This window comes from Ruegeria arenilitoris (assembly GCF_013035425.1).
GTDB classification, from domain to species: domain Bacteria; phylum Pseudomonadota; class Alphaproteobacteria; order Rhodobacterales; family Rhodobacteraceae; genus Ruegeria; species Ruegeria arenilitoris_A.
In genome coordinates this window covers 328355-346696 of record NZ_WQHX01000004.1, presented here as the reverse complement: position 1 = coordinate 346696, position 18342 = coordinate 328355, and the positions used below count along the sequence as shown (strand labels likewise).

Below are 18342 nucleotides of genomic sequence, written 5' to 3'. Positions count from 1 at the left end.
CCTATGGCCTATGACTGCTCCGCTCATCGACCCGTTTGCCCGCGCCATCACTTATCTCCGCGTTTCTGTTACGGACCGCTGCGACTTCCGCTGTGTCTATTGCATGGCGGAAAATATGACCTTTCTGCCTAAGAAAGACTTACTGACGCTAGAGGAACTGGACCGCATGTGCTCTACGTTCGTCAGCATGGGCGTGGAAAAACTGCGGATCACCGGTGGCGAACCTTTGGTGCGCCGGAACATTATGAGCTTTTTCAACAGCATGACCCGCCACTTGGAAAGCGGTGCGTTGAAGGAATTAACTCTAACAACAAATGGTTCCCAACTACATAGATTTGCTGACGACCTGTATGCCGCTGGTGTCCGCAGAGTAAATATTTCGCTGGATACGCTGGACGAAGACAAGTTCAGCAAAGTGACCCGGTGGGGTCGCCTTAAGCAAGTCTTGAACGGTATTGATGCCGCTCAGAAGGCTGGCTTACGGATAAAGATTAACGCCGTGGCTCTCAAAGGGTTCAACGAAGAGGAACTGCCTTCGATCACAAAATGGTGTGCCCAACGCGGCATGGACCTGACCTGGATCGAAGTCATGCCGATGGGAGATATCGGTAATGAAGATCGCCTGGATCAATACTGGTCTTTGAAAGATGTTCGTCGGGAATACGAAAACCATTACACAGTCACTGATCTGGCTGAAAGGACTGGTGGACCCGCCCGCTATGTCCGGCTCGAAGAAACCGGTCAGAAAATTGGCTTTATTACTCCGCTTTCTCATAACTTCTGCGAAAGCTGCAACCGAGTACGCCTAACGTGCACAGGCCAGCTTTACATGTGCCTCGGACAGGAAGATATGGCGGATCTGCGCGGTGTCCTGCGCGACAACCCAGATTCCGAACGACCGCTTGAAGCGGCGATCCGTGCGGCAATCGACCTAAAGCCCAAAGGCCACGACTTTGATTACTCCCGTCAGGCTGTCGACGGTCAGATGAGCCGACACATGAGCCACACAGGCGGCTAAAATGCCGGTCCAACACAGCCAGCCTACGCTGCTCTATCACTTGTATTGCGGGGTTACTTCGATCATTGCCCCGTTTGCATGGCGAGTTGTCCGCAAAAAGCTGGAAGCTGCAAAGGTACCAGCTGAAAGACAAAGAGAGCGACTGGGTCACGCCAGCTTACCGCGGCCTAACGGACGCTTGATCTGGTTTCACGCCGCGAGCGTGGGGGAAAGTCTTTCCGTTCTCAGTTTGATAACAAAAATGGGAGAGCGATTGCCTGACGCTGAGTTTCTGATCACGTCTGGCACACCGACCTCTGCATTGCTGATTGAAAAAAGAATGCCGCCGCGTACTCGCCACCAATATCCTCCGCTGGACTCCGCCGACTCCGTTCGGCGATTTCTGAACCATTGGAGACCGGATGCCGGGATTTTTGTAGAAAGCGAAATCTGGCCACGCCTTATCGTCGAAAGTTCAAAGCGGAGCGTTGCCCTGGCCCTTTTGAATGCGCGCATGTCAAAGAAATCGGTAAATGGCTGGAAAAAACACCCCCAGACCTCAAGTTTCATATTGGCCCAATTTCGACTGTTTCTGACGCAGAATAGCAATACTGCAGCAAATTTGATTTCTATGGGGGCCGCTGCGGACCGCGTGCAGTCTGGTACAAACCTGAAATCATTTTCTGATCCATTGCCTGTGGATCAGGCGAGTCTCACCGACATTCGAAGACAGATTTCAGATCGCCCGGTGTGGATCGCAAGTTCGACCCATGCCGGTGAAGAGGAATATGTTCTGGACGCACACAAAGAGCTTTTGAAACGCTGGCCGGATTTGCTTTTACTGCTGATCCCACGTCACCCTGAGCGACGCGATGAAATTTCCGAGTTGATCAGGAAATTGGGGTTTTCCTATACGCTGCGTACTGCAAAAGAAGCCATCAGCACGGATACCCAAGTGTATGTTGCAGATACTTTAGGGGAAACCGGAACATGGTACGCCCTATGTCCGATTGTGTTTCTTGGTGGCTCATTGAAAGAAATAGGTGGTCATAACCCATTTGAACCGGCACAAGCCGGGGCAGCAATAATTACCGGGCCGGGTTTTTTCAATTTCGCAGAAACATTTGCGCCGCTTATTTCATTTGGTGGCGCTGTGGAAGTTAAGACAAGCCTCGATCTGTCACATGCAGTAGCAAAATGGCTGGGTGACCCGTCTGCACTGGCGGATGCGCAAGCAGCTGCCCAGTCTTGCGTAAATACTCAGAAATCGCAGTTAAATTCGATTTTGGACAGTCTTTGCAAAGCCCTAAACCTCGAAAGCTCTGGACCGGCCGTCGTTTCTAATTCAGAGTTTTCTGGGAAGCGTGGGGACTGAACCCCGCGCTCCAGATATCTTAAGCTGCAGGCATCCTCTGTTCAACAATCTCGGCCCACCAACTGCATCCTGCAGGTATGGCATCGTCGTTAAAATTATACTCCGGATGGTGCACCATCGCCGTGTCGCCATTTCCAACCAGGATATAGGCGCCCGGTCGCTCTTCGAGCATAAAGGCAAAATCTTCGCCACCCATAACAAGCGGTGCTTCTTCGCAAGCGCCCGAAACCGAGCGAGCCACCTCAGCAGCGAATTCTGTTTGCTCGTCACTGTTCACCATAACGGGGTAACCGCGAATGTAGGTAACGTTGGCCTTGCCGCCGAAAGTCGCAGCAACGCCATTGCAGATTTCGTTGATACGCTGCTCCGCCAGGTCTCGCATTTCTTTGCTCATGGTGCGTACGGTTCCTTTGATCTGAACCGTCTGCGGGATCACGTTGAACGCTTTGGACGAGGTTTCAAAAGAGGTTACCGACACCACAACCTGATCAATCGGATCGGCATTTCGCGATGCTATTGTCTGCAGAGCAAGCACAGCCTGTGCAGTCATCACAGTGGTGTCTATCGTCTCTTGCGGTTTGGCCGCGTGGCCGCCGCGACCCTCAAAAGTGATGTCAAACTGATCGGTCGCAGCAAAGAATGATCCGGGCCTGATCGAAAAACTGCCAGTTGGTTTGCCTGGCCAGTTGTGCATGCCATAGACCTCTTGAATGTTCCAACGGTCCATCATTCCGTCTTCACACATCTCTCGGCCGCCTCCGCCGCCTTCTTCGGCGGGTTGGAAGATGACCACAACCGTACCGTCAAAGTTACGAGTTTCAGAAAGGTATTTCGCAGCCCCCAACAACATGGCCGTGTGTCCATCGTGGCCGCAGGCATGCATTGCCCCATCAGTTTTTGAAGCATAGTCCAGACCAGTCGCTTCGTGGATCGGCAGCGCGTCCATGTCAGCGCGCAGTCCAATGACTTTGCCTTTAGTGTCTGCTTTGCCTTTGATGACCCCTACAACACCTGTTCGGCCGATACCGGTCACAACTTCATCGCATCCGAAATCTTTCAACTTATCGGCGACCAGCGCGCTGGTACGGTGCGTTTCGAACAAAATTTCCGGATTTTCATGAATATCGCGTCGCCACGCGGTAATTTCATCTTGCAGTTCAGCAAAACGGTTCTTGACTGGCATTTTTTTTCTCCTGCGATTTTTCAAGCGGCCGGCATGCGGCGTTCGACCATTTCAGCAAACCAAGAGCATCCTATCGGGATGATCTCGTCGTTAAAGTTGTATTCGGGGTGGTGCAATCCGGCGCTATCGCCATTGCCCAGAACGATAAAAGCTCCGGGCCTCTCCTCGAGCATGAAAGAAAAATCCTCGCCGCCCATGACCATCGGTGCCTCACCACAGCTGCCACCAACCGAGATCGCGGCCTGAGCAGCATAACCTGTCTGTTCTTCCGCATTTATTGTGACTGGAACACCGTGTGTGTAGGTCACTTTGGCGGATCCCCCAAATGTCTCGGCGACGGATTGAGCGGCCTCGCCTAGACGTTTCTCGATCAGATCGCGCATTTCATTGGAATGCGTTCTAACAGTCCCCCCCACACGCGCAGATTGGGGTATGACATTGAATGCATTTGAGGACGTTTCGACCGATGTCACCGACACAACTGCCTGTAACGTCGGATCCACGTTTCGCGACACAATAGTCTGCAACGCTACAATCAGTTGGGAGAGCATAACCGTCGTATCAATGGTTTCATTCGGTTCTGCGGCATGTCCGCCCTGCCCTTCCAAATTGATTTCGAACTCATCTGCAGCAGCCAGCAATGGGCCAGATCGAATGGCGAATTGCCCCATCGGCAGCCCTGGTACGTTGTGCATGGCATAAACTTCCTGAATCCCAAAGCGGTCCATCAGACCGTCTTGGCACATAGCCTCAGCACCTTTGCCGCCTTCTTCGGCGGGTTGGAAAATAACAACTGCGGTGCCATCGAAGTTCCGCGTCTCAGACAGATATTTCGCCGCGCCCAAAACCATTGCCGTGTGGCCGTCGTGACCGCAGGCGTGCATCGCGCCGTCGACTTTCGATGCGTATTCCAAACCAGTTTGTTCCTGCATCGGCAAAGCATCCATGTCGGCGCGCAACCCAATAACAGAACCTTTTGTGTCAGTCTTGCCTTTGATGACACCTACCACTCCGGTTCGACCAATTCCGGTCACAACTTCATCGCAGCCAAACTCTTTCAGCCTCTCAGCGACCAATGCGCTGGTGCGATGAGTTTCATAAAGAATTTCAGGATTTTGGTGGAAATCCTGTCGCCAACCAGTGATTTCCTGATGCATTTCGGCAAGGCGGTTTTTGATCGGCATTTGGGTCCTCAACTGTTGTTCAAACGATTGGCATTCGTCGTTCCACCAGTTCAGCAAACCAGCTGCAACCGGCGGGAATAGCGCCATCGTCGAAATTGTATTTTGGGTGGTGACACATTGATGTGTCTCCATTTCCGATAAAGATGTAGGCTCCGGGCCTTTCTTCAAGCATGTAGGCAAAATCTTCTGACGGCATGATCGGCTCCGCATTGTCGTTTACTTTGCCTGCAACTGCCATAGCTGCTTCCGCTGCGTAAGTCGTTTCAGCCTCAGAATTCACGGTTACCGGATAACCCGGCGTCCACGTTACCTGAGCTGCGGCGCCGAAAGCCGAAGCAGTGTCTTCCGCAATTCGGAACACGCGCTCTTTGGCAATCGCTCGATACTCGTGGTCCAACGTTCGCACTGTGCCCTGCAGTCGAACGGTATGCGCAATGATGTTTGAGGCGACGCTGTCGGTTTCAAACGTTCCGACCGTCAGTACAACCCGTTTGATCGGATCGACTGTGCGGGACACTACTGACTGAAGGGCCACTACGATATGCGATGCAACCAGAGTTGTGTCGATCGCCTCATGGGGCGCAGCCGCATGACCGCCTTTACCAGTAACCGTAATGTCAAACTCGTCGGAAGACGCCATCAGTGCGCCGGGCCGAATTGCAAACTCACCGACCGGAACGCCTGGCGCGTTGTGCATGCCATAAACCTCTTGAATTCCCCATCGATCCATCAAACCATCCTTGCACATGGCAAGACCGCCCGCGCCGCCTTCTTCAGCGGGTTGAAAGATCAACACAACGGTACCATCGAAATTCCGTGTTTCCGCAAGATACTGGGCCGCCCCCAACAACATCGACGTGTGGCCATCGTGACCACAGGCGTGCATCTTTCCTGGCACGGTTGAGGCATAATCGAGCCCGGTCGCCTCTTCGATCGGCAACGCGTCCATGTCGGCACGCAGCCCAATAACGCGATCCCTTGTATCCATCCGGCCCTTTATAACCGCAACAACGCCAGTTTTTCCGATACCCGGAGTGATATCGTCCACGCCGAAGTCCTTGAGGCGTTCAACGACAAACGCGGCAGTCTCATGAACGTCGTAGGAAAGCTCGGGATGGGCATGCAGATGGTGGCGCCACTCGGTTATCTGATCATGCATTTCAGCAAGCCGGTTTTTTACGGGCATCTGTAATCTCCCTCTACAACGATCCAAAAGCGGATCAAATTCTCAAACGGTCCACCAGCTTTTGCATAAACACGTGGCCCGCGTTGAATTGGTCGACCGTAATGAATTCATTTGGCTGATGCGCTTGTGCAATATCACCGGGACCGCAAATTACTGCCGAGTACCCCGCTTCCTGAAATTGCCCTGCTTCGGTTCCATAGCTGACAACATGGGTTGCATTATCGCCAGTCAAAGCACGCACTAAAGTTTCCGCCTCGCCGCCACCTTCGGGCACCAGCGCAGGCACGGAAAAACTGTTTGAAACTTCGATCCGAGCGTCAGGATGCACGGCTTGCATTCTAGTTTCTGCGAGACGTACCTGTTCCATGTAAGCGTCTTTCCACTGGCTGACCTTTTCACCCGGAACCACCCTGAAATCCATCATGAAACGGCAATCCTTGGCAGTGATGTTGTGCGCAGTTCCGCCCTCGATCATGCCAACATGACATGTTGTCCAAGGCGGGTTGAATACGGCAGCCAAATCGCTGGGAGGAGCGGACATGTTTTCCGAATTTCGGTGGTTGGCCCAATCGATCAAGGGAGCCGCTGCCATGATCGCGTTTACGCCCGTATGCATGATCGAGCTGTGAACTTCGTACCCGATCAAGTGCGTATCGAAACCAAAGCCACCTTTGTGGCCGGTAACGGCCTGCATCATCGAAGGCTCGCCCACGATCACCGCCGAACCTTTGGGCAATACTTTTTGCATAGCCTCAATCATCGGAGGAGCCCCCGTGCAGCCGACCTCTTCATCGAAGCTCAACGCCAATTGGAGCGGTCGCGAAACTCCCAAATGTTGCGCCTCGACAAGTGCCCAAATGGCGAGTGCGTCAAACCCCTTCATGTCACAAGTGCCGCGCCCAAAGTACTTACCGTCACGTTCCGTAACCACGAATGGATCGGTATCCCAAGGCTGTCCATCGATTGGAACAACGTCAGTATGCCCCGACAAAACCACGGCGCCTTCTTCATCAGGGCCTACATGCGCAAAGATCGCAGCCTTATGCGGCTGCTCTGGATCCGGCCAGATATGTGGTTCGATACCATTTGATTTCAGGTAATCCGCGACCCAGTTTACGAGAGGCAGATTGCTATCGCGGCTGACCGTTGGAAAAGACACAAGCCTGTCCAGCAGATCTTTGGGCGATAGTTTCATAGCACTCATACTCTTTTCTAAGCTACCCAATGCTCTTCGATCCATTTCGCTGGTTTGATGAAATGGCGCATATATCGTAAGCTGTTGCTTTCCGTAGATTTTCGATCATGCCGAGCGGCCCAATAGGTGCGGATCGATCCGGCAGTGTGCCGTCGGGTCCATCGGCCCTCAATCGCGTTTTCAGGATCGTTGGCCCCGGCAAAGATTACGACCCTGGCTTTCTTCGGCCGCCTTGGAGTCATCACGAGGTTCAGTGGAAAGGCCCATACGCAATCATGGCTGAACTGTTGCACGGCCCATCGTGGAAAGAACTTGACGCCACCTGGCGCATTTTGCGTCACATAGCGTTGCTCGAATCGAAACTTCTCGGCGATTTTCTGAGGATCCTTTCGAAACGCCTGCTGCATAGGCGCAAGCTTCCCAACTGGAAACCGAAAAAGCGAAGTTTGGCCCAAACGCTCAAACGGAGTCGTCGGATTTCTGGACATCACAACATCGTCTTCGTCGCCAATTTCGAAAAAGATGTCCAACGATCCGGTAATAACGATGTCGAGGTCGAGAAACAATACAGGTCCACTCAATGCGCCAAGGTTCTTGCCCCACAAACGGGATTTTGGCCATTTTCCAATGACGCCGACCGGCATATCGTAATCAACCTCTGGTAAGTCTTCGCACAAGACTTCGGATCGCACTCCTTCCCGGGAATCGGTGAAGCAAGTAAAGCTGAAAGGAGGTGTTATATTGCGCGCCACCATCCCATACAGCCGGTTGATAAAATTCGGACCGTATTTGGTGCCCCAATTAATACAAATTATTTGCTTCTTCATGGTGCCCTAGTAACCGCTATCGGTTTCCAGCACAAAGTGTCCAGGTTCAACCTCGCGATATTTCGACGGCTCGGGCGTGTGACCGATGGGGTGTATTGGCGACGGTATTGGCTTAAAGTTCAAATCTTTCTCAGATTTGCGCTTGTTCGGATCGGCGATAGGAACGGCTTTCATCAGCGCCTGAGTATAGGCGTGCTGCGGATTTTCGAAGACACGCGCACGAGGCCCTAGCTCTACGATCCTGCCAAGATACATGACACCGACCTGATGGCTGACCCGTTCAACCACAGCCATATCATGGCTGATGAACAGATAGCTGAGGCCAAGTTCGGATTGTAGCTCCATCATCAGGTTCAACACCTGAGCCTGAACCGATACATCCAACGCGGACACAGCCTCATCCGCTACAATCAACTTGGGATTAAGGGCTAAAGCGCGGGCAATGGCGATACGCTGTCGCTGACCGCCTGACATCTCGTGCGGAAAACGGCGCATAAAACTGCGCGGCAGTTGTACTTTGTCGAATAATTCGGCAACCCGATCCTGTAATTCAGACCCAGATGCAACACCATAGTTGCGCATAGGCTCGGCAACTTGGTCGACCAACTGCATCTGCGGGTTCAGTGACGCAAATGGATCCTGGAATATCATCTGCATGTCCAGACGTGCCTTGCGCAGACCTCTATGATCCAACTTCATGATGTCGACACCGTCCAATTCGACCTCGCCTGACATCGGTTCAACCAATCGCAGGATCGACCGGCCAGCCGAAGATTTGCCGCAACCGGACTCTCCAACTAGGCTAAGTGTTTGTCCCCTGTTAAGAGTAAATGACACGTCCTCGACCGCATGCACGTTCGAAATCGTGCGTCGTAAAAGACCACCTTTGACTGGAAAGCGCGTTGTTAGATTTCTAACTGTCAGCAAGACATCCTCAGTGCCGGGTATTGGAGCGATTTTCTGCCCCTCGACGCCAAGAAGTTTCATCGGTTCCGGCGCAGCTTTGCCTTGCATTTCGCCAAGCTTGGGCACGGCGGCCAACAAAGCTTTGGTGTAATCATGCTGCGGGTTTTCGAAGATTTCTTTTACCGGTCCTTCTTCAACTTTGTTGCCGCGGAACATAACGACGACCCGGTCCGCCATCTGGGCAACAACGGCCATGTCGTGGGTAATAAACATTACTGCAGTGCCGGTTTCGCGCTTCAACCTGTCCATCAGCGCAAGAATCTCAGCCTGAATGGTTACATCCAAGGCCGTAGTCGGCTCGTCTGCGATCAGAAGGCGCGGCTCACATGCCATGGCCATGGCAATTACGACGCGCTGGCGCATTCCGCCTGATAACTCATGGGGATATTGTTTGAGCCGACGCTCTGGTTCAGGAATGCGAACCTGGCGCAGCAACTCCAACGCGCGATCTTCGGCCTGCGATTTCGACAGATTCTTGTGAATGCGCAAGCCTTCGGTCAATTGTCGACCTACAGTGAAAACCGGGTTCAGGGCCGTCATCGGTTCCTGAAAGATCATTCCAATCTCGTTGCCACGAATCTGTTTCATCAGATCCTGGTCAGCTTTGGACAGATCCATTTCCTCTCCGTCACGGCGATCAAACAGCAATTCACCGCCTGCAATCTCGCCACCACCGAACTCCACAAGCCGCATCAAGGACAGCGAAGATACTGATTTGCCGGATCCCGATTCGCCAACGATACAAACGGTTTCACCCGGTTTGACCTCGAATGAAACGTCTTCGACGCCAACCACAGGGCCGTCTTTGGTCTGGAACTCGACCCGAAGTTTTCTGATCTGTGCAATAGGCTGGTCCAGCACGTACCCGCTCCCCTAGGCAAGCTTTTTACTCGAATGCCCGACGCTAAGGCCGCAACGTAGGCAAAGTCAAACCCGTAGCTAATTTTCCCTACGGCAACACTTGCTTTTTTCCGAAACTCTGTTTCGATAACTCGCGTAACCGTTTGGGGAAAACAAGCCATCAAAGAAATGCGCGCTGATTTTGCGATTCATAATCAGCATCTTAACCCGATTACGGCAACGCCAAATCCGCAGGCTTTGCGGAGATAATCGAGACACGTAAGTGTCCAACATGGAGTGTATTATGAAGATCAAAACCCTTCTGCTTGGTGCGATTGCAAGCACGGCGATGGCCCCGATGGCCTTTGCCGAGCGCGGATCGGACGGCAATGTCAGCATTATTTATTGGCAGGCGCCATCGATCCTGAACCCGTTTCTTTCCGGCGGCACCAAGGATGTAGAATCGGCTTCTCTGGTAATCGAGCCGCTCGCTCGTTATGACCAAGATGGCAATATGGTGCCGTATCTGGCCGCAGAAATTCCTACCGTGGAAAACGGCGGTGTTAGCGAAGATCTGACCTCGATCACTTGGAAGATTTCGCCGGGAATCACTTGGTCTGATGGCACACCGTTTACCTCAGCGGACGTTAAATTCACGGCTGATTACTGCATGCATCCCGAAGGTGGCTGTGCTCAGGTAACCAAATTCGAAGGCGTAACCGCGGTCGAAGCTGTGGATGATCTGACCGTCAAAGTTACCTTCGACGCGCCGACCCCCTTCCCTTACGGCCCGTTCGTGGGCGGTGAAAGCCCCATCATTCAGGCGGCACAATTCGCCGATTGTCTTGGTGCAAAAGCGCCCGAATGCACTGACCAGAACTTTAACCCAATTGGCACTGGTCCGTTCGTGGTCACCGAGTTCAAACCAAACGACGTGATCACCTTTGCGGCAAACGACAATTATCGCGATCCGGCTAAACCCGCGTTTGCGAGCGTTACTTTCAAAGGTGGCGGCGATGCAACAGCAGCTGGTCGTGCGGTTATGGAAACCGGTGAGTTTGACTATGCATGGAACCTGCAGCTCGCCCCTGAAGTGATCGCGCAGATGCAAGAGGGCGGCAAAGGTACTCCGGTCGCTGGCTTCGGTCCATTGGTCGAGCGCATCATGCTGAACCAGACAAACCCCTCACCTGACCTGCCGGAAGGCGAGCGTTCGACAGCAGCGCATCCGCATCCGTTCCTATCGGACCCTGCTGTATATAAAGCCATGTCGCTTGCAATCGACCGGCCACTGCTCGTCGAGATTGGCTATGGCCAGGCTGGCAGGGTCACCTGTAACTGGGTTCCTGCTCCTGCGGCGTTCAATTCGGAGTCTATGACTTGCGATACGCAGGACATCGAAGGCGCCAAGAAACTGTTAGACGATGCAGGTATTGTTGACTCTGATGGCGATGGCGTTCGCGAAAAGGACGGCGTTCCTTTGAAGATCGTATATCAGACCTCTACCAATGCCGTCCGTCAGGACTTCCAGGCATTGATAAAAGAGTGGTGGAGCCAGATCGGTATCGAAACTGAGCTACGTAACATCAACGCGTCCGTCTTCTTTGGCGGTGACCCCGGTTCGCCTGATACATTCCAGAAGTTCTATGCTGACGTTGAGATGTATGCGAACACCTTTAACGGAACAGACCCGCAGTCCTATTTGGGCAACGGCCTGTGTGACAAGGCTCCTCGCCCTGATACACAATGGCAGGGTGAGAACATCAGCCGTTTCTGTAACGAAGAGTTCGACAAACTGCACGGCCAACTGGCCGAAACCGCTGGTCTGGAAGCCCGTGCTGAGATCGCGAAGCAGTTGAACGACATCATGGTTCAAAATGGCGGCATGATTCCGCTTGTGCATCGTGGTCGTCTTTCGGCGCACGCAAACACGCTGGGTGGCGTTGTCCTGAACGTTTGGGACAGTGAACTGTGGAACATTGCGGACTGGTACCGCAAGACTGGTTCATAAGCGTTAATCTTGCGAAGCCGCGCCCCGACTCATATCGGGGCGCGGTCATTTGCACACCACTCCAACAAGAAGACGCATATAAAGGCGCCTCTTAATGCTCAACTTTACAATCAGACGTTTGGTTCTTGCAGTTCCCACGCTGCTATTTATCAGTCTCGTCATTTTCCTGCTGCTGGAGCTTGCCCCCGGCGACCCGATGGCGCAGGTTCCGCTTACTGTTCCACCCGAAGTCAAAGAGAAGATGCGCGAGGCGTTAGGTCTCGGCCAGCCGATGCATATTCGTTTCTGGAAATGGATCGTACAGTTCTTCTGGATAGAGCCACAGGTGCTGATTGACTCGATATTCGGCACAACGTTTTCCGAAGGCGATCTACGCGTGATTTCGTGGCAGACCCGTTCACCTGTTATGGACATCGTCGTTCAGCGTATCCCGCAAACCCTGTGGGTAGTCGGCACCGCTTACGTCGTTGCCATACTGATAGCCCTGCCAATCGGCATCTATTCCGCATATCGCCAGTATTCCTGGTTCGACCAAATGGGTACATTTGTTTCCATGGTCGGATTTTCGGTTCCGCCGTTCTTTTCGGGCGTCCTAGTGATTGTTATCTTTTCCGTCCAACTTGGCTGGTTTCCGTCGATCTATGACACGACCCACGTTGTAAACGACTGGGACAGTTTCGTCGTTCAATTGAAGCAGATGATCATGCCGGTGATGGTGCTGGCACTTCAGATCACCGCTCAGCTCAGCAGATTCATGCGCGCTTCGATGCTGGACAACCTTAACCAAGATTACGTGCGCACAGCCCGTGCCAAGGGTTTGAGTGAATACACCGTTGTAATGGTTCACGTCCTGCGCAACTCGATGATACCTGTTGTAACTGTAATCGCACTTGGTATTCCCGCCATCTTTGGCGGTGCGATTATCACCGAACAGGTCTTCAAAGTGAATGGAATTGGTCAGTTGCTGATTGGGGCGATTCAGGCCAACGACTTGCCCATGGTGCAAACACTGACCTTCATCTTTGCAGTGCTAATCGTGTTGTTCAATCTGATCGCGGATGTGCTCTATGGCATCCTGGACCCGAGGATTCGCTATGACTGATCATGATCGTACCGATACGCTCGTCCCGGACGAAGGGCTTGCCCCAGCCTCGACCGCCCTTCCAACAACAGATGTAATGGAGGAGTTAACTACCCCACCGCGCAGCCAATGGCGCGATGTTTGGGACCAGTTCAAAACCCACAAAGGAGCGATGATCGGCGCAATCCTCTTTATTTTCATCGTCGCCGCTGTTTATCTGGGACCTTACCTTTGGACAATCGATCCCACACAGATCGACATCCGCGCGCGCAATCAGGGTCCAAGCCTGGCGCATCCTTTCGGAACGGATCAGCTGGGCCGCGATATCATGGCGCGTATGATGTCGGGTGGGCAAACGTCAGTTTCTGTGGGGATCACCGCAATGCTGCTGGCACTGTTTCTGGGCTCATTTATCGGCGTATTGGCAGGGTTCTTCAGACGCCTGGACGGACCTCTCATGCGTCTGACGGACCTTTTTCTTGCGTTACCTCTGCTGCCCCTGCTTCTGGTGATGATGTTGTTATTTCGCGAGCCCTTGTCCGCTGCTTTCGGGCTGGAACGTGGAATATTTATCCTAATAGTTTGTGCCATCGGCATAACCTCTTGGATGCCCACGGCTCGCATCGTGCGTGGTGACGTTTTGGCCATCAAAGAGCGCGAATTCGTCCTAGCCGCAAGATCCATCGGGACAAGCAATTCTCAGATTATCACACGGCATATCCTACCCAATGTATTGTCGCCTATTATGGTTTCAGCGACACTTGGCATTGCTACAGCGATCATCACCGAAAGCGCCCTGTCTTTCCTTGGTCTTGGGTTTCCACCAGATTTCCCAACATGGGGACGGCTGTTGTTCGACGGAGTTGACTATCTCCAGCAATACCCCGAGCGCGTTTTCTGGCCGGGACTGGCGATCTCACTTACAGTGCTGAGCGTAAATTATCTTGGGGACGGTCTGCGCGACGCCCTTGATCCACGCATTCGGGGACGTTGATAATTAGTCGGCGCGCCTTAGCGCGCCGGCGCACAAAATGATCAGAACTGCCAATGGGATCAGCACCGCGAATGCCAACCGCAGGGTCAAAAGCTCGGCCAAAAACCCGATCAATGGCGGCCCAATCAAAAGACCTCCGTATCCCAACGTCGCAACGCTTGCGATAGCTTGACCCGGGGGTACATAAGGATCGTTGGCTGCGCGACTAAATGCCAAAGGCATGATCACTGCATAACCTACGCCCATCAATGCGAACCCAATCAGCGCCAACTCTGCACTAGAAGCCGAAACTACGGCGGATAAGCCGACAGCCGCGCTAAAGCCCCCGAATCTGGCAGATGCTACAGGGCCGAACCGAGCTATCAAAAAGCCACCGGCCAGTCGGAATGCCACCATGGTGACCGAGAATACCGCGTAACCCAATGTGGCCACGCTTTCAGTCGCTCCGGTAACATCACGCATAAATATCGCACCCCAGTCGGCAACGGCGCCCTCGCCAAGCGCCCCGCATAGCGCAGCAACACCGACAAGCACCAACGCCCCGGATGGGAGGGCGAACACCCTACCGTCTGCCTGTTCAGATCTCTTGGATTCCCAATGCACCCAAGACATGGTCAGAGCAAATGCCACGACAATTCCTCCGGCGAAAAGAAAGTGCTGCAATACAGTTAGTTGTACTTGAACCGCGGCGTAGCCGCTAAGCGCCCCAAGTCCGGCCCCAAGGCTCCACATTGCGTGAAACGAAGACATTAGCGGCTTATCATAGGCTTGCTCTGTTTCTGCAGCCCAAGCGTTCATGGCTACATCCATTGATCCGTGAAAAGCGCCAAACACGAAAAGAAAAATTGCCAGCGCCCAGAAACTGTCGGCATAGGCAAGAAGAATCAAAGATAATGTGTAAAGGACGGCAATCACCCGAGTAATTGCAACCGCGCCGAACCGATCGGTCAGCCGTCCAGTGACGGGGAATGAACAAACTGCGCCAGCTGCCATGAAAAGCAGGCCATAACCCAATTCTTCATGGCTTAGGTTCAGATGATCGCGAACCGCCGGAATGCGTGAAGCCCAAATGCCGAACAATGCACCGTTCAATATGAACATGGCCGACACGGCGCGCCACGCAGTAAATACACTGATCAATTTTTTCCCTCGCGTTACACGCCTGTCAAAAGTTATTGCAGCACATGTAAAGGTTGGTAAATGGGCTTTATTCCAGCCGACGGCGAATTCTACGAACCGCATACCAGACCACCAAAACAACCGGTACGGTTACCGCGGCGGTGAGCATCTCTTTACTGATCCCAGCCCGCGTCAGAGGGTACAGAAGGTAGCTAACGAGCGAAACCGCATAATAACTGATCGCCACAACCGATAGGCCTTCGACCGTGTGCTGTAATCGCAAAGCCAGATCAGCACGCCTGTCCATGCTGGTCAGCAAGGCCTGGTTCTGGGCACTGCGTTCCACATCCACCCGCGTTCGCAATAATTCTCCTGCCCGGATCGCCCGGTCTGACAAGGTTTGCAGTCGCCGTTCCGTTGATTTTACGGTCCGGATCGCGGGTTCGTACCGACGCATCATAAAATCGGCAAAGCTCTGCCCGCCATAAAACCGCTCCTCGCGCAGAACCTCGATCCGTTGATTGACTATGGCTTCATAGGCGCCCGTTGCGCCAAAGCGAAAAGCACACCGAGCCGAGACAGTTTCAAGCTCGGTCGAAGTTGACAAAAGCTGCGGCAACAATTTGTCTGGATGAATATCGTCATCCGTCATTTCAATCATCAGCTCGGTCAGCCGTTTATCCAACTCGCCTATGCGAGGCATCATCTGTTTGACCCTGGCAAAACCCAGCATCGACATCGCCTTGTAGGTTTCGATCTCGCACAATCGTTGAATGATGCGGCCTGTTCTGCGCTGACCAGCTTCGGGCGCGACGAACAGTGCGAACCGCATGTGTCCGGCTGGGTCGATGCGAAAATCGCTTGCGCAAATTGCAGAATTATCCAAAACACACGCCACAGCTAGGCTTTCCGGTTCGAACCAGTCGCTCAGTTCGGCTTTGACCGTTTCGTCCTGCGGGCGCTCAACAACCCGGACCATGGCCGAAGTCACTCGTTGACCAGGGCTGGCGGCCAGCCAATCCGAAGGGAACACTTCGAAGTCTGCGGGATTGAAAGCGCGTTCGCTGACATTTTGGGTAATTGCAGTATATGTCACGAATTCTGTGTGTTGTTCCCATTTAAGCCAATGCCGCCCAATCTGGCCTGCATAATGGGTGGCGCCGGGCTGCGGGTGCGGTGCGCCGTGTCGGTCAAGTAAATCGCTCAGATGAGCCAGGTCTTCACCCTGATCCCTGGCTACGGCTTCAACGGGCTTTTTGATTGCCAAAAACACCACAGTGCACGGCGCTTGAGCCACGGGAAAAGGTCTTGCGTGCAACTCGTTGGCCAGCGCATAGCGCAAAGGATGGTCCTGGATCGGTGTCATGTGTTACTCCGTGGAACTTAGCAAACTATACGCATCCTTTTGAATTCATCAATTCTCTATTTATTTTCATATACTTACATGAATACCACGGCATACATACGGCTATCTCATTGATTTGGCTCCCAGAGCTCGATTGGATTACCTTCAGGGTCATGGATTCGCGCGAATTTCCCAACCTCGCTATTCCATTCGGCGCGGGTCTCAACTGCGATTCCTGCTGCTTTCAGTTGATCAATCATCGCCTTCAAATCATCGACGCGGAAATTGATCATCCATTGCTGTTCTGCTTTGCCAAAATACTCGGTATTCTCGGCAAATGGGGCAAAGACTGTGTATCCCTCGCGCTGTTTCCAAGGCTCGGGGTCGTAGTGATTTACGCCAAGATGTTCTTCGTACCAAGCGCTTAATGCTTTTGGGTCGCGGGCCTTAAAGAAAATGCCTCCGATTCCGTTGACTGTTTGCATTAGTCACCTCCTGTTTCGCAAGGGTACTACGGACCCGCCAAAACAAAAAAGGCGCCCTTGACGGGGCGCCTTTCGGGATTTGGCTGAACCGACTATCAATCTATCATCGGCAACAGTTTATCGAGCGAGGCTTTGGCGTCACCGTAAAACATGCGGGTGTTCTCTTTGAAGAACAGTGGGTTCTCGATACCCGAATACCCCGTTCCCTGACCACGCTTCGACACGAACACCTGCTTGGCCTTCCAGCATTCAAGAACCGGCATCCCCGCGATGGGGCTGTTGGGATCTTCCTGAGCGGCAGGGTTCACGATGTCATTCGAGCCGATAACAATGGCCACATCAGTATCCGGGAAATCCTCGTTAATCTCGTCCATTTCCAGAACAATGTCATACGGTACCTTCGCCTCGGCCAGCAACACGTTCATGTGGCCCGGCAGGCGACCGGCAACGGGGTGGATAGCAAAACGTACCTCTTTGCCCTTTGCGCGCAGCTTGCGGACCAGCTCTGAAACCGACTGCTGTGCTTGCGCCACGGCCATGCCGTAACCGGGGATAATTATGATGCTGTCCGCATCGTTCAAGGCTGCAGCTACCCCATCAGCGTCAATGGCCACCTGTTCACCTTCTACTTCCATCTGAGCGCCTTGCGGACCGCCAAAACCACCAAGTATCACGCTGACAAAATGCCGATTCATCGCCTTACACATGATGTAGGACAGGATCGCACCTGACGAGCCAACAAGCGCACCAACCACGATCAGCAAGTCGTTGCCCAACGAGAATCCAATCGCCGCTGCCGCCCAACCCGAATACGAGTTCAGCATGGAAACCACGACTGGCATGTCGGCGCCACCAATACCCATAATCAAGTGATAACCGATGAACAGAGCTGCCAGTGTCATCAGAAACAGTGGGAAGAAGCCACCCGAGTTTGTGTACCAGATCAGGCATATGAACGACAATGCCGCAGCACCCGCGTTCAATGCATGGCCACCCGGTAGTTTTGTCGCGGCTGACGTCACTTTGCCCGCCAGCTTGCCGTAGGCCACAACCGAACCGGTGAAGGTAATTGCACCGATAAAAATGCCCAGGAACAGTTCAACGTGCAGGATCGCCAATTCCGCCGAGGTTTTCTTTGCAATTAACTTGGCAAATGCGCCCAGATCGGAAAGATCTGCTTCCTTCGCCGTATCCGCTATGGCCATAACTTGCGCTACGTTGCCGATCTCAAAATGCGCGTTAAAGCCAACGAATACCGCCGCCAGGCCAACTAGCGAGTGCATAGCGGCCACAAGCTGCGGCATCTCGGTCATTTGGACGCGCTGAGCGACGTATTGACCGATTAAACCACCGCCAACGATCAACAGAATCGATAGCAGCCACAGGCCGGACCCTGGGCCAACAAGCGTTGCGAATACAGCCAATGCCATGCCCACGATACCATACCATACCGCGCGCTTGGCGCTCTCTTGGTTCGAAAGACCACCCAGCGAAAGGATGAAAAGAACAGCCGCGACAACATAGGCGGCAGTGGTGAAACCAAATTCCATCTAC

The 18342-nt window shown here is 53.2% G+C and carries 15 protein-coding genes; 5 read left to right on the top strand and 10 right to left on the bottom strand.

What is annotated here, in order from left to right:
• Nucleotides 1-10 precede the first annotated feature (10 nt).
• Together moaA and GOV45_RS14145 are read left to right on the top strand one after the other, a co-directional pair.
• Nucleotides 11-1018 carry a GTP 3',8-cyclase MoaA gene (moaA, locus tag GOV45_RS14150; RefSeq protein WP_170478924.1) on the top strand — a complete coding sequence of 336 codons (1008 nt, stop codon included), beginning with the start codon at nucleotides 11-13 and terminating at the stop codon, nucleotides 1016-1018.
• 1 nt (nucleotide 1019) lies between these two features.
• Nucleotides 1020-2372, top strand: coding sequence for a 3-deoxy-D-manno-octulosonic acid transferase (locus GOV45_RS14145; RefSeq protein WP_170478922.1), 1353 nt, complete (start codon nucleotides 1020-1022; stop codon nucleotides 2370-2372).
• A gap of 19 nt (nucleotides 2373-2391) precedes the next feature.
• Here GOV45_RS14145 and GOV45_RS14140 read toward each other — a convergent pair whose 3' ends face one another.
• Genes GOV45_RS14140 through GOV45_RS14115 form a run of 6 tightly spaced genes read right to left on the bottom strand, consistent with a single transcriptional unit; the run spans nucleotide 2392 to nucleotide 9774 of the window.
• Nucleotides 2392-3555: a M20 aminoacylase family protein gene (locus GOV45_RS14140; protein WP_170478921.1), complete on the bottom strand. Its 1164-nt coding sequence runs from the start codon at nucleotides 3553-3555 to the stop codon at nucleotides 2392-2394.
• Nucleotides 3556-3575: 20 nt separating this feature from the next.
• The gene (locus GOV45_RS14135) at nucleotides 3576-4739 is read right to left on the bottom strand and encodes a M20 aminoacylase family protein (RefSeq protein WP_170478919.1); all 1164 of its coding nucleotides are present in this window, start codon (nucleotides 4737-4739) and stop codon (nucleotides 3576-3578) included.
• A 19-nt stretch (nucleotides 4740-4758) separates the two neighbouring features.
• A complete protein-coding gene (locus GOV45_RS14130; protein WP_170478917.1) occupies nucleotides 4759-5925 on the bottom strand; it encodes a M20 aminoacylase family protein in 1167 nt (388 codons plus the stop codon).
• 34 nt (nucleotides 5926-5959) lie between these two features.
• Nucleotides 5960-7129, bottom strand: a complete 1170-nt coding sequence (argE, locus tag GOV45_RS14125) for an acetylornithine deacetylase (protein WP_170478915.1) — start codon at nucleotides 7127-7129, stop codon at nucleotides 5960-5962.
• 8 nt (nucleotides 7130-7137) lie between these two features.
• Nucleotides 7138-7947 (bottom strand): glycosyl transferase, encoded by an 810-nt coding sequence (locus GOV45_RS14120; protein WP_170478913.1) that lies wholly within the window; start codon nucleotides 7945-7947, stop codon nucleotides 7138-7140.
• 6 nt (nucleotides 7948-7953) lie between these two features.
• Complete coding sequence (locus GOV45_RS14115; RefSeq protein WP_170478911.1) at nucleotides 7954-9774, bottom strand: ABC transporter ATP-binding protein; 1821 nt, start codon at nucleotides 9772-9774, stop codon at nucleotides 7954-7956.
• 283 nt (nucleotides 9775-10057) lie between these two features.
• On the opposite strand from GOV45_RS14115, the gene GOV45_RS14110 reads away from it, so the two are divergent.
• The 3 genes from GOV45_RS14110 to GOV45_RS14100 all read left to right on the top strand — a co-directional run bounded on the left by GOV45_RS14110 (nucleotide 10058) and on the right by GOV45_RS14100 (nucleotide 13839).
• Entirely contained in the window at nucleotides 10058-11764 is a 1707-nt protein-coding gene (locus GOV45_RS14110) for a peptide ABC transporter substrate-binding protein (protein WP_170478909.1), read from the top strand.
• Nucleotides 11765-11858: 94 nt separating this feature from the next.
• Nucleotides 11859-12866 (top strand): ABC transporter permease, encoded by a 1008-nt coding sequence (locus GOV45_RS14105; protein ID WP_170478907.1) that lies wholly within the window; start codon nucleotides 11859-11861, stop codon nucleotides 12864-12866.
• Complete coding sequence (locus GOV45_RS14100) at nucleotides 12859-13839, top strand: ABC transporter permease (protein ID WP_170478905.1); 981 nt, start codon at nucleotides 12859-12861, stop codon at nucleotides 13837-13839. The genes GOV45_RS14105 and GOV45_RS14100 overlap by 8 nt, the downstream gene beginning before the upstream one ends.
• 3 nt (nucleotides 13840-13842) lie before the next feature.
• Here GOV45_RS14100 and GOV45_RS14095 read toward each other — a convergent pair whose 3' ends face one another.
• The 4 genes from GOV45_RS14095 to GOV45_RS14080 form a co-directional block, all read right to left on the bottom strand.
• Nucleotides 13843-14979 carry an MFS transporter gene (locus GOV45_RS14095; RefSeq protein ID WP_254448006.1) on the bottom strand — a complete coding sequence of 379 codons (1137 nt, stop codon included), beginning with the start codon at nucleotides 14977-14979 and terminating at the stop codon, nucleotides 13843-13845.
• 67 nt (nucleotides 14980-15046) lie between these two features.
• Complete coding sequence (locus tag GOV45_RS14090; RefSeq protein WP_170478903.1) at nucleotides 15047-16324, bottom strand: DUF3422 family protein; 1278 nt, start codon at nucleotides 16322-16324, stop codon at nucleotides 15047-15049.
• Between the two features lie 107 nt (nucleotides 16325-16431).
• A complete protein-coding gene (locus GOV45_RS14085; RefSeq protein ID WP_170478901.1) occupies nucleotides 16432-16788 on the bottom strand; it encodes a VOC family protein in 357 nt (118 codons plus the stop codon).
• A gap of 95 nt (nucleotides 16789-16883) precedes the next feature.
• On the bottom strand, nucleotides 16884-18338 hold the full coding sequence (locus GOV45_RS14080) for an NAD(P)(+) transhydrogenase (Re/Si-specific) subunit beta (RefSeq protein WP_170478900.1): 1455 nt from the start codon (nucleotides 18336-18338) through the stop codon (nucleotides 16884-16886).
• Between the last annotated feature and the right edge of the window lie 4 nt (nucleotides 18339-18342).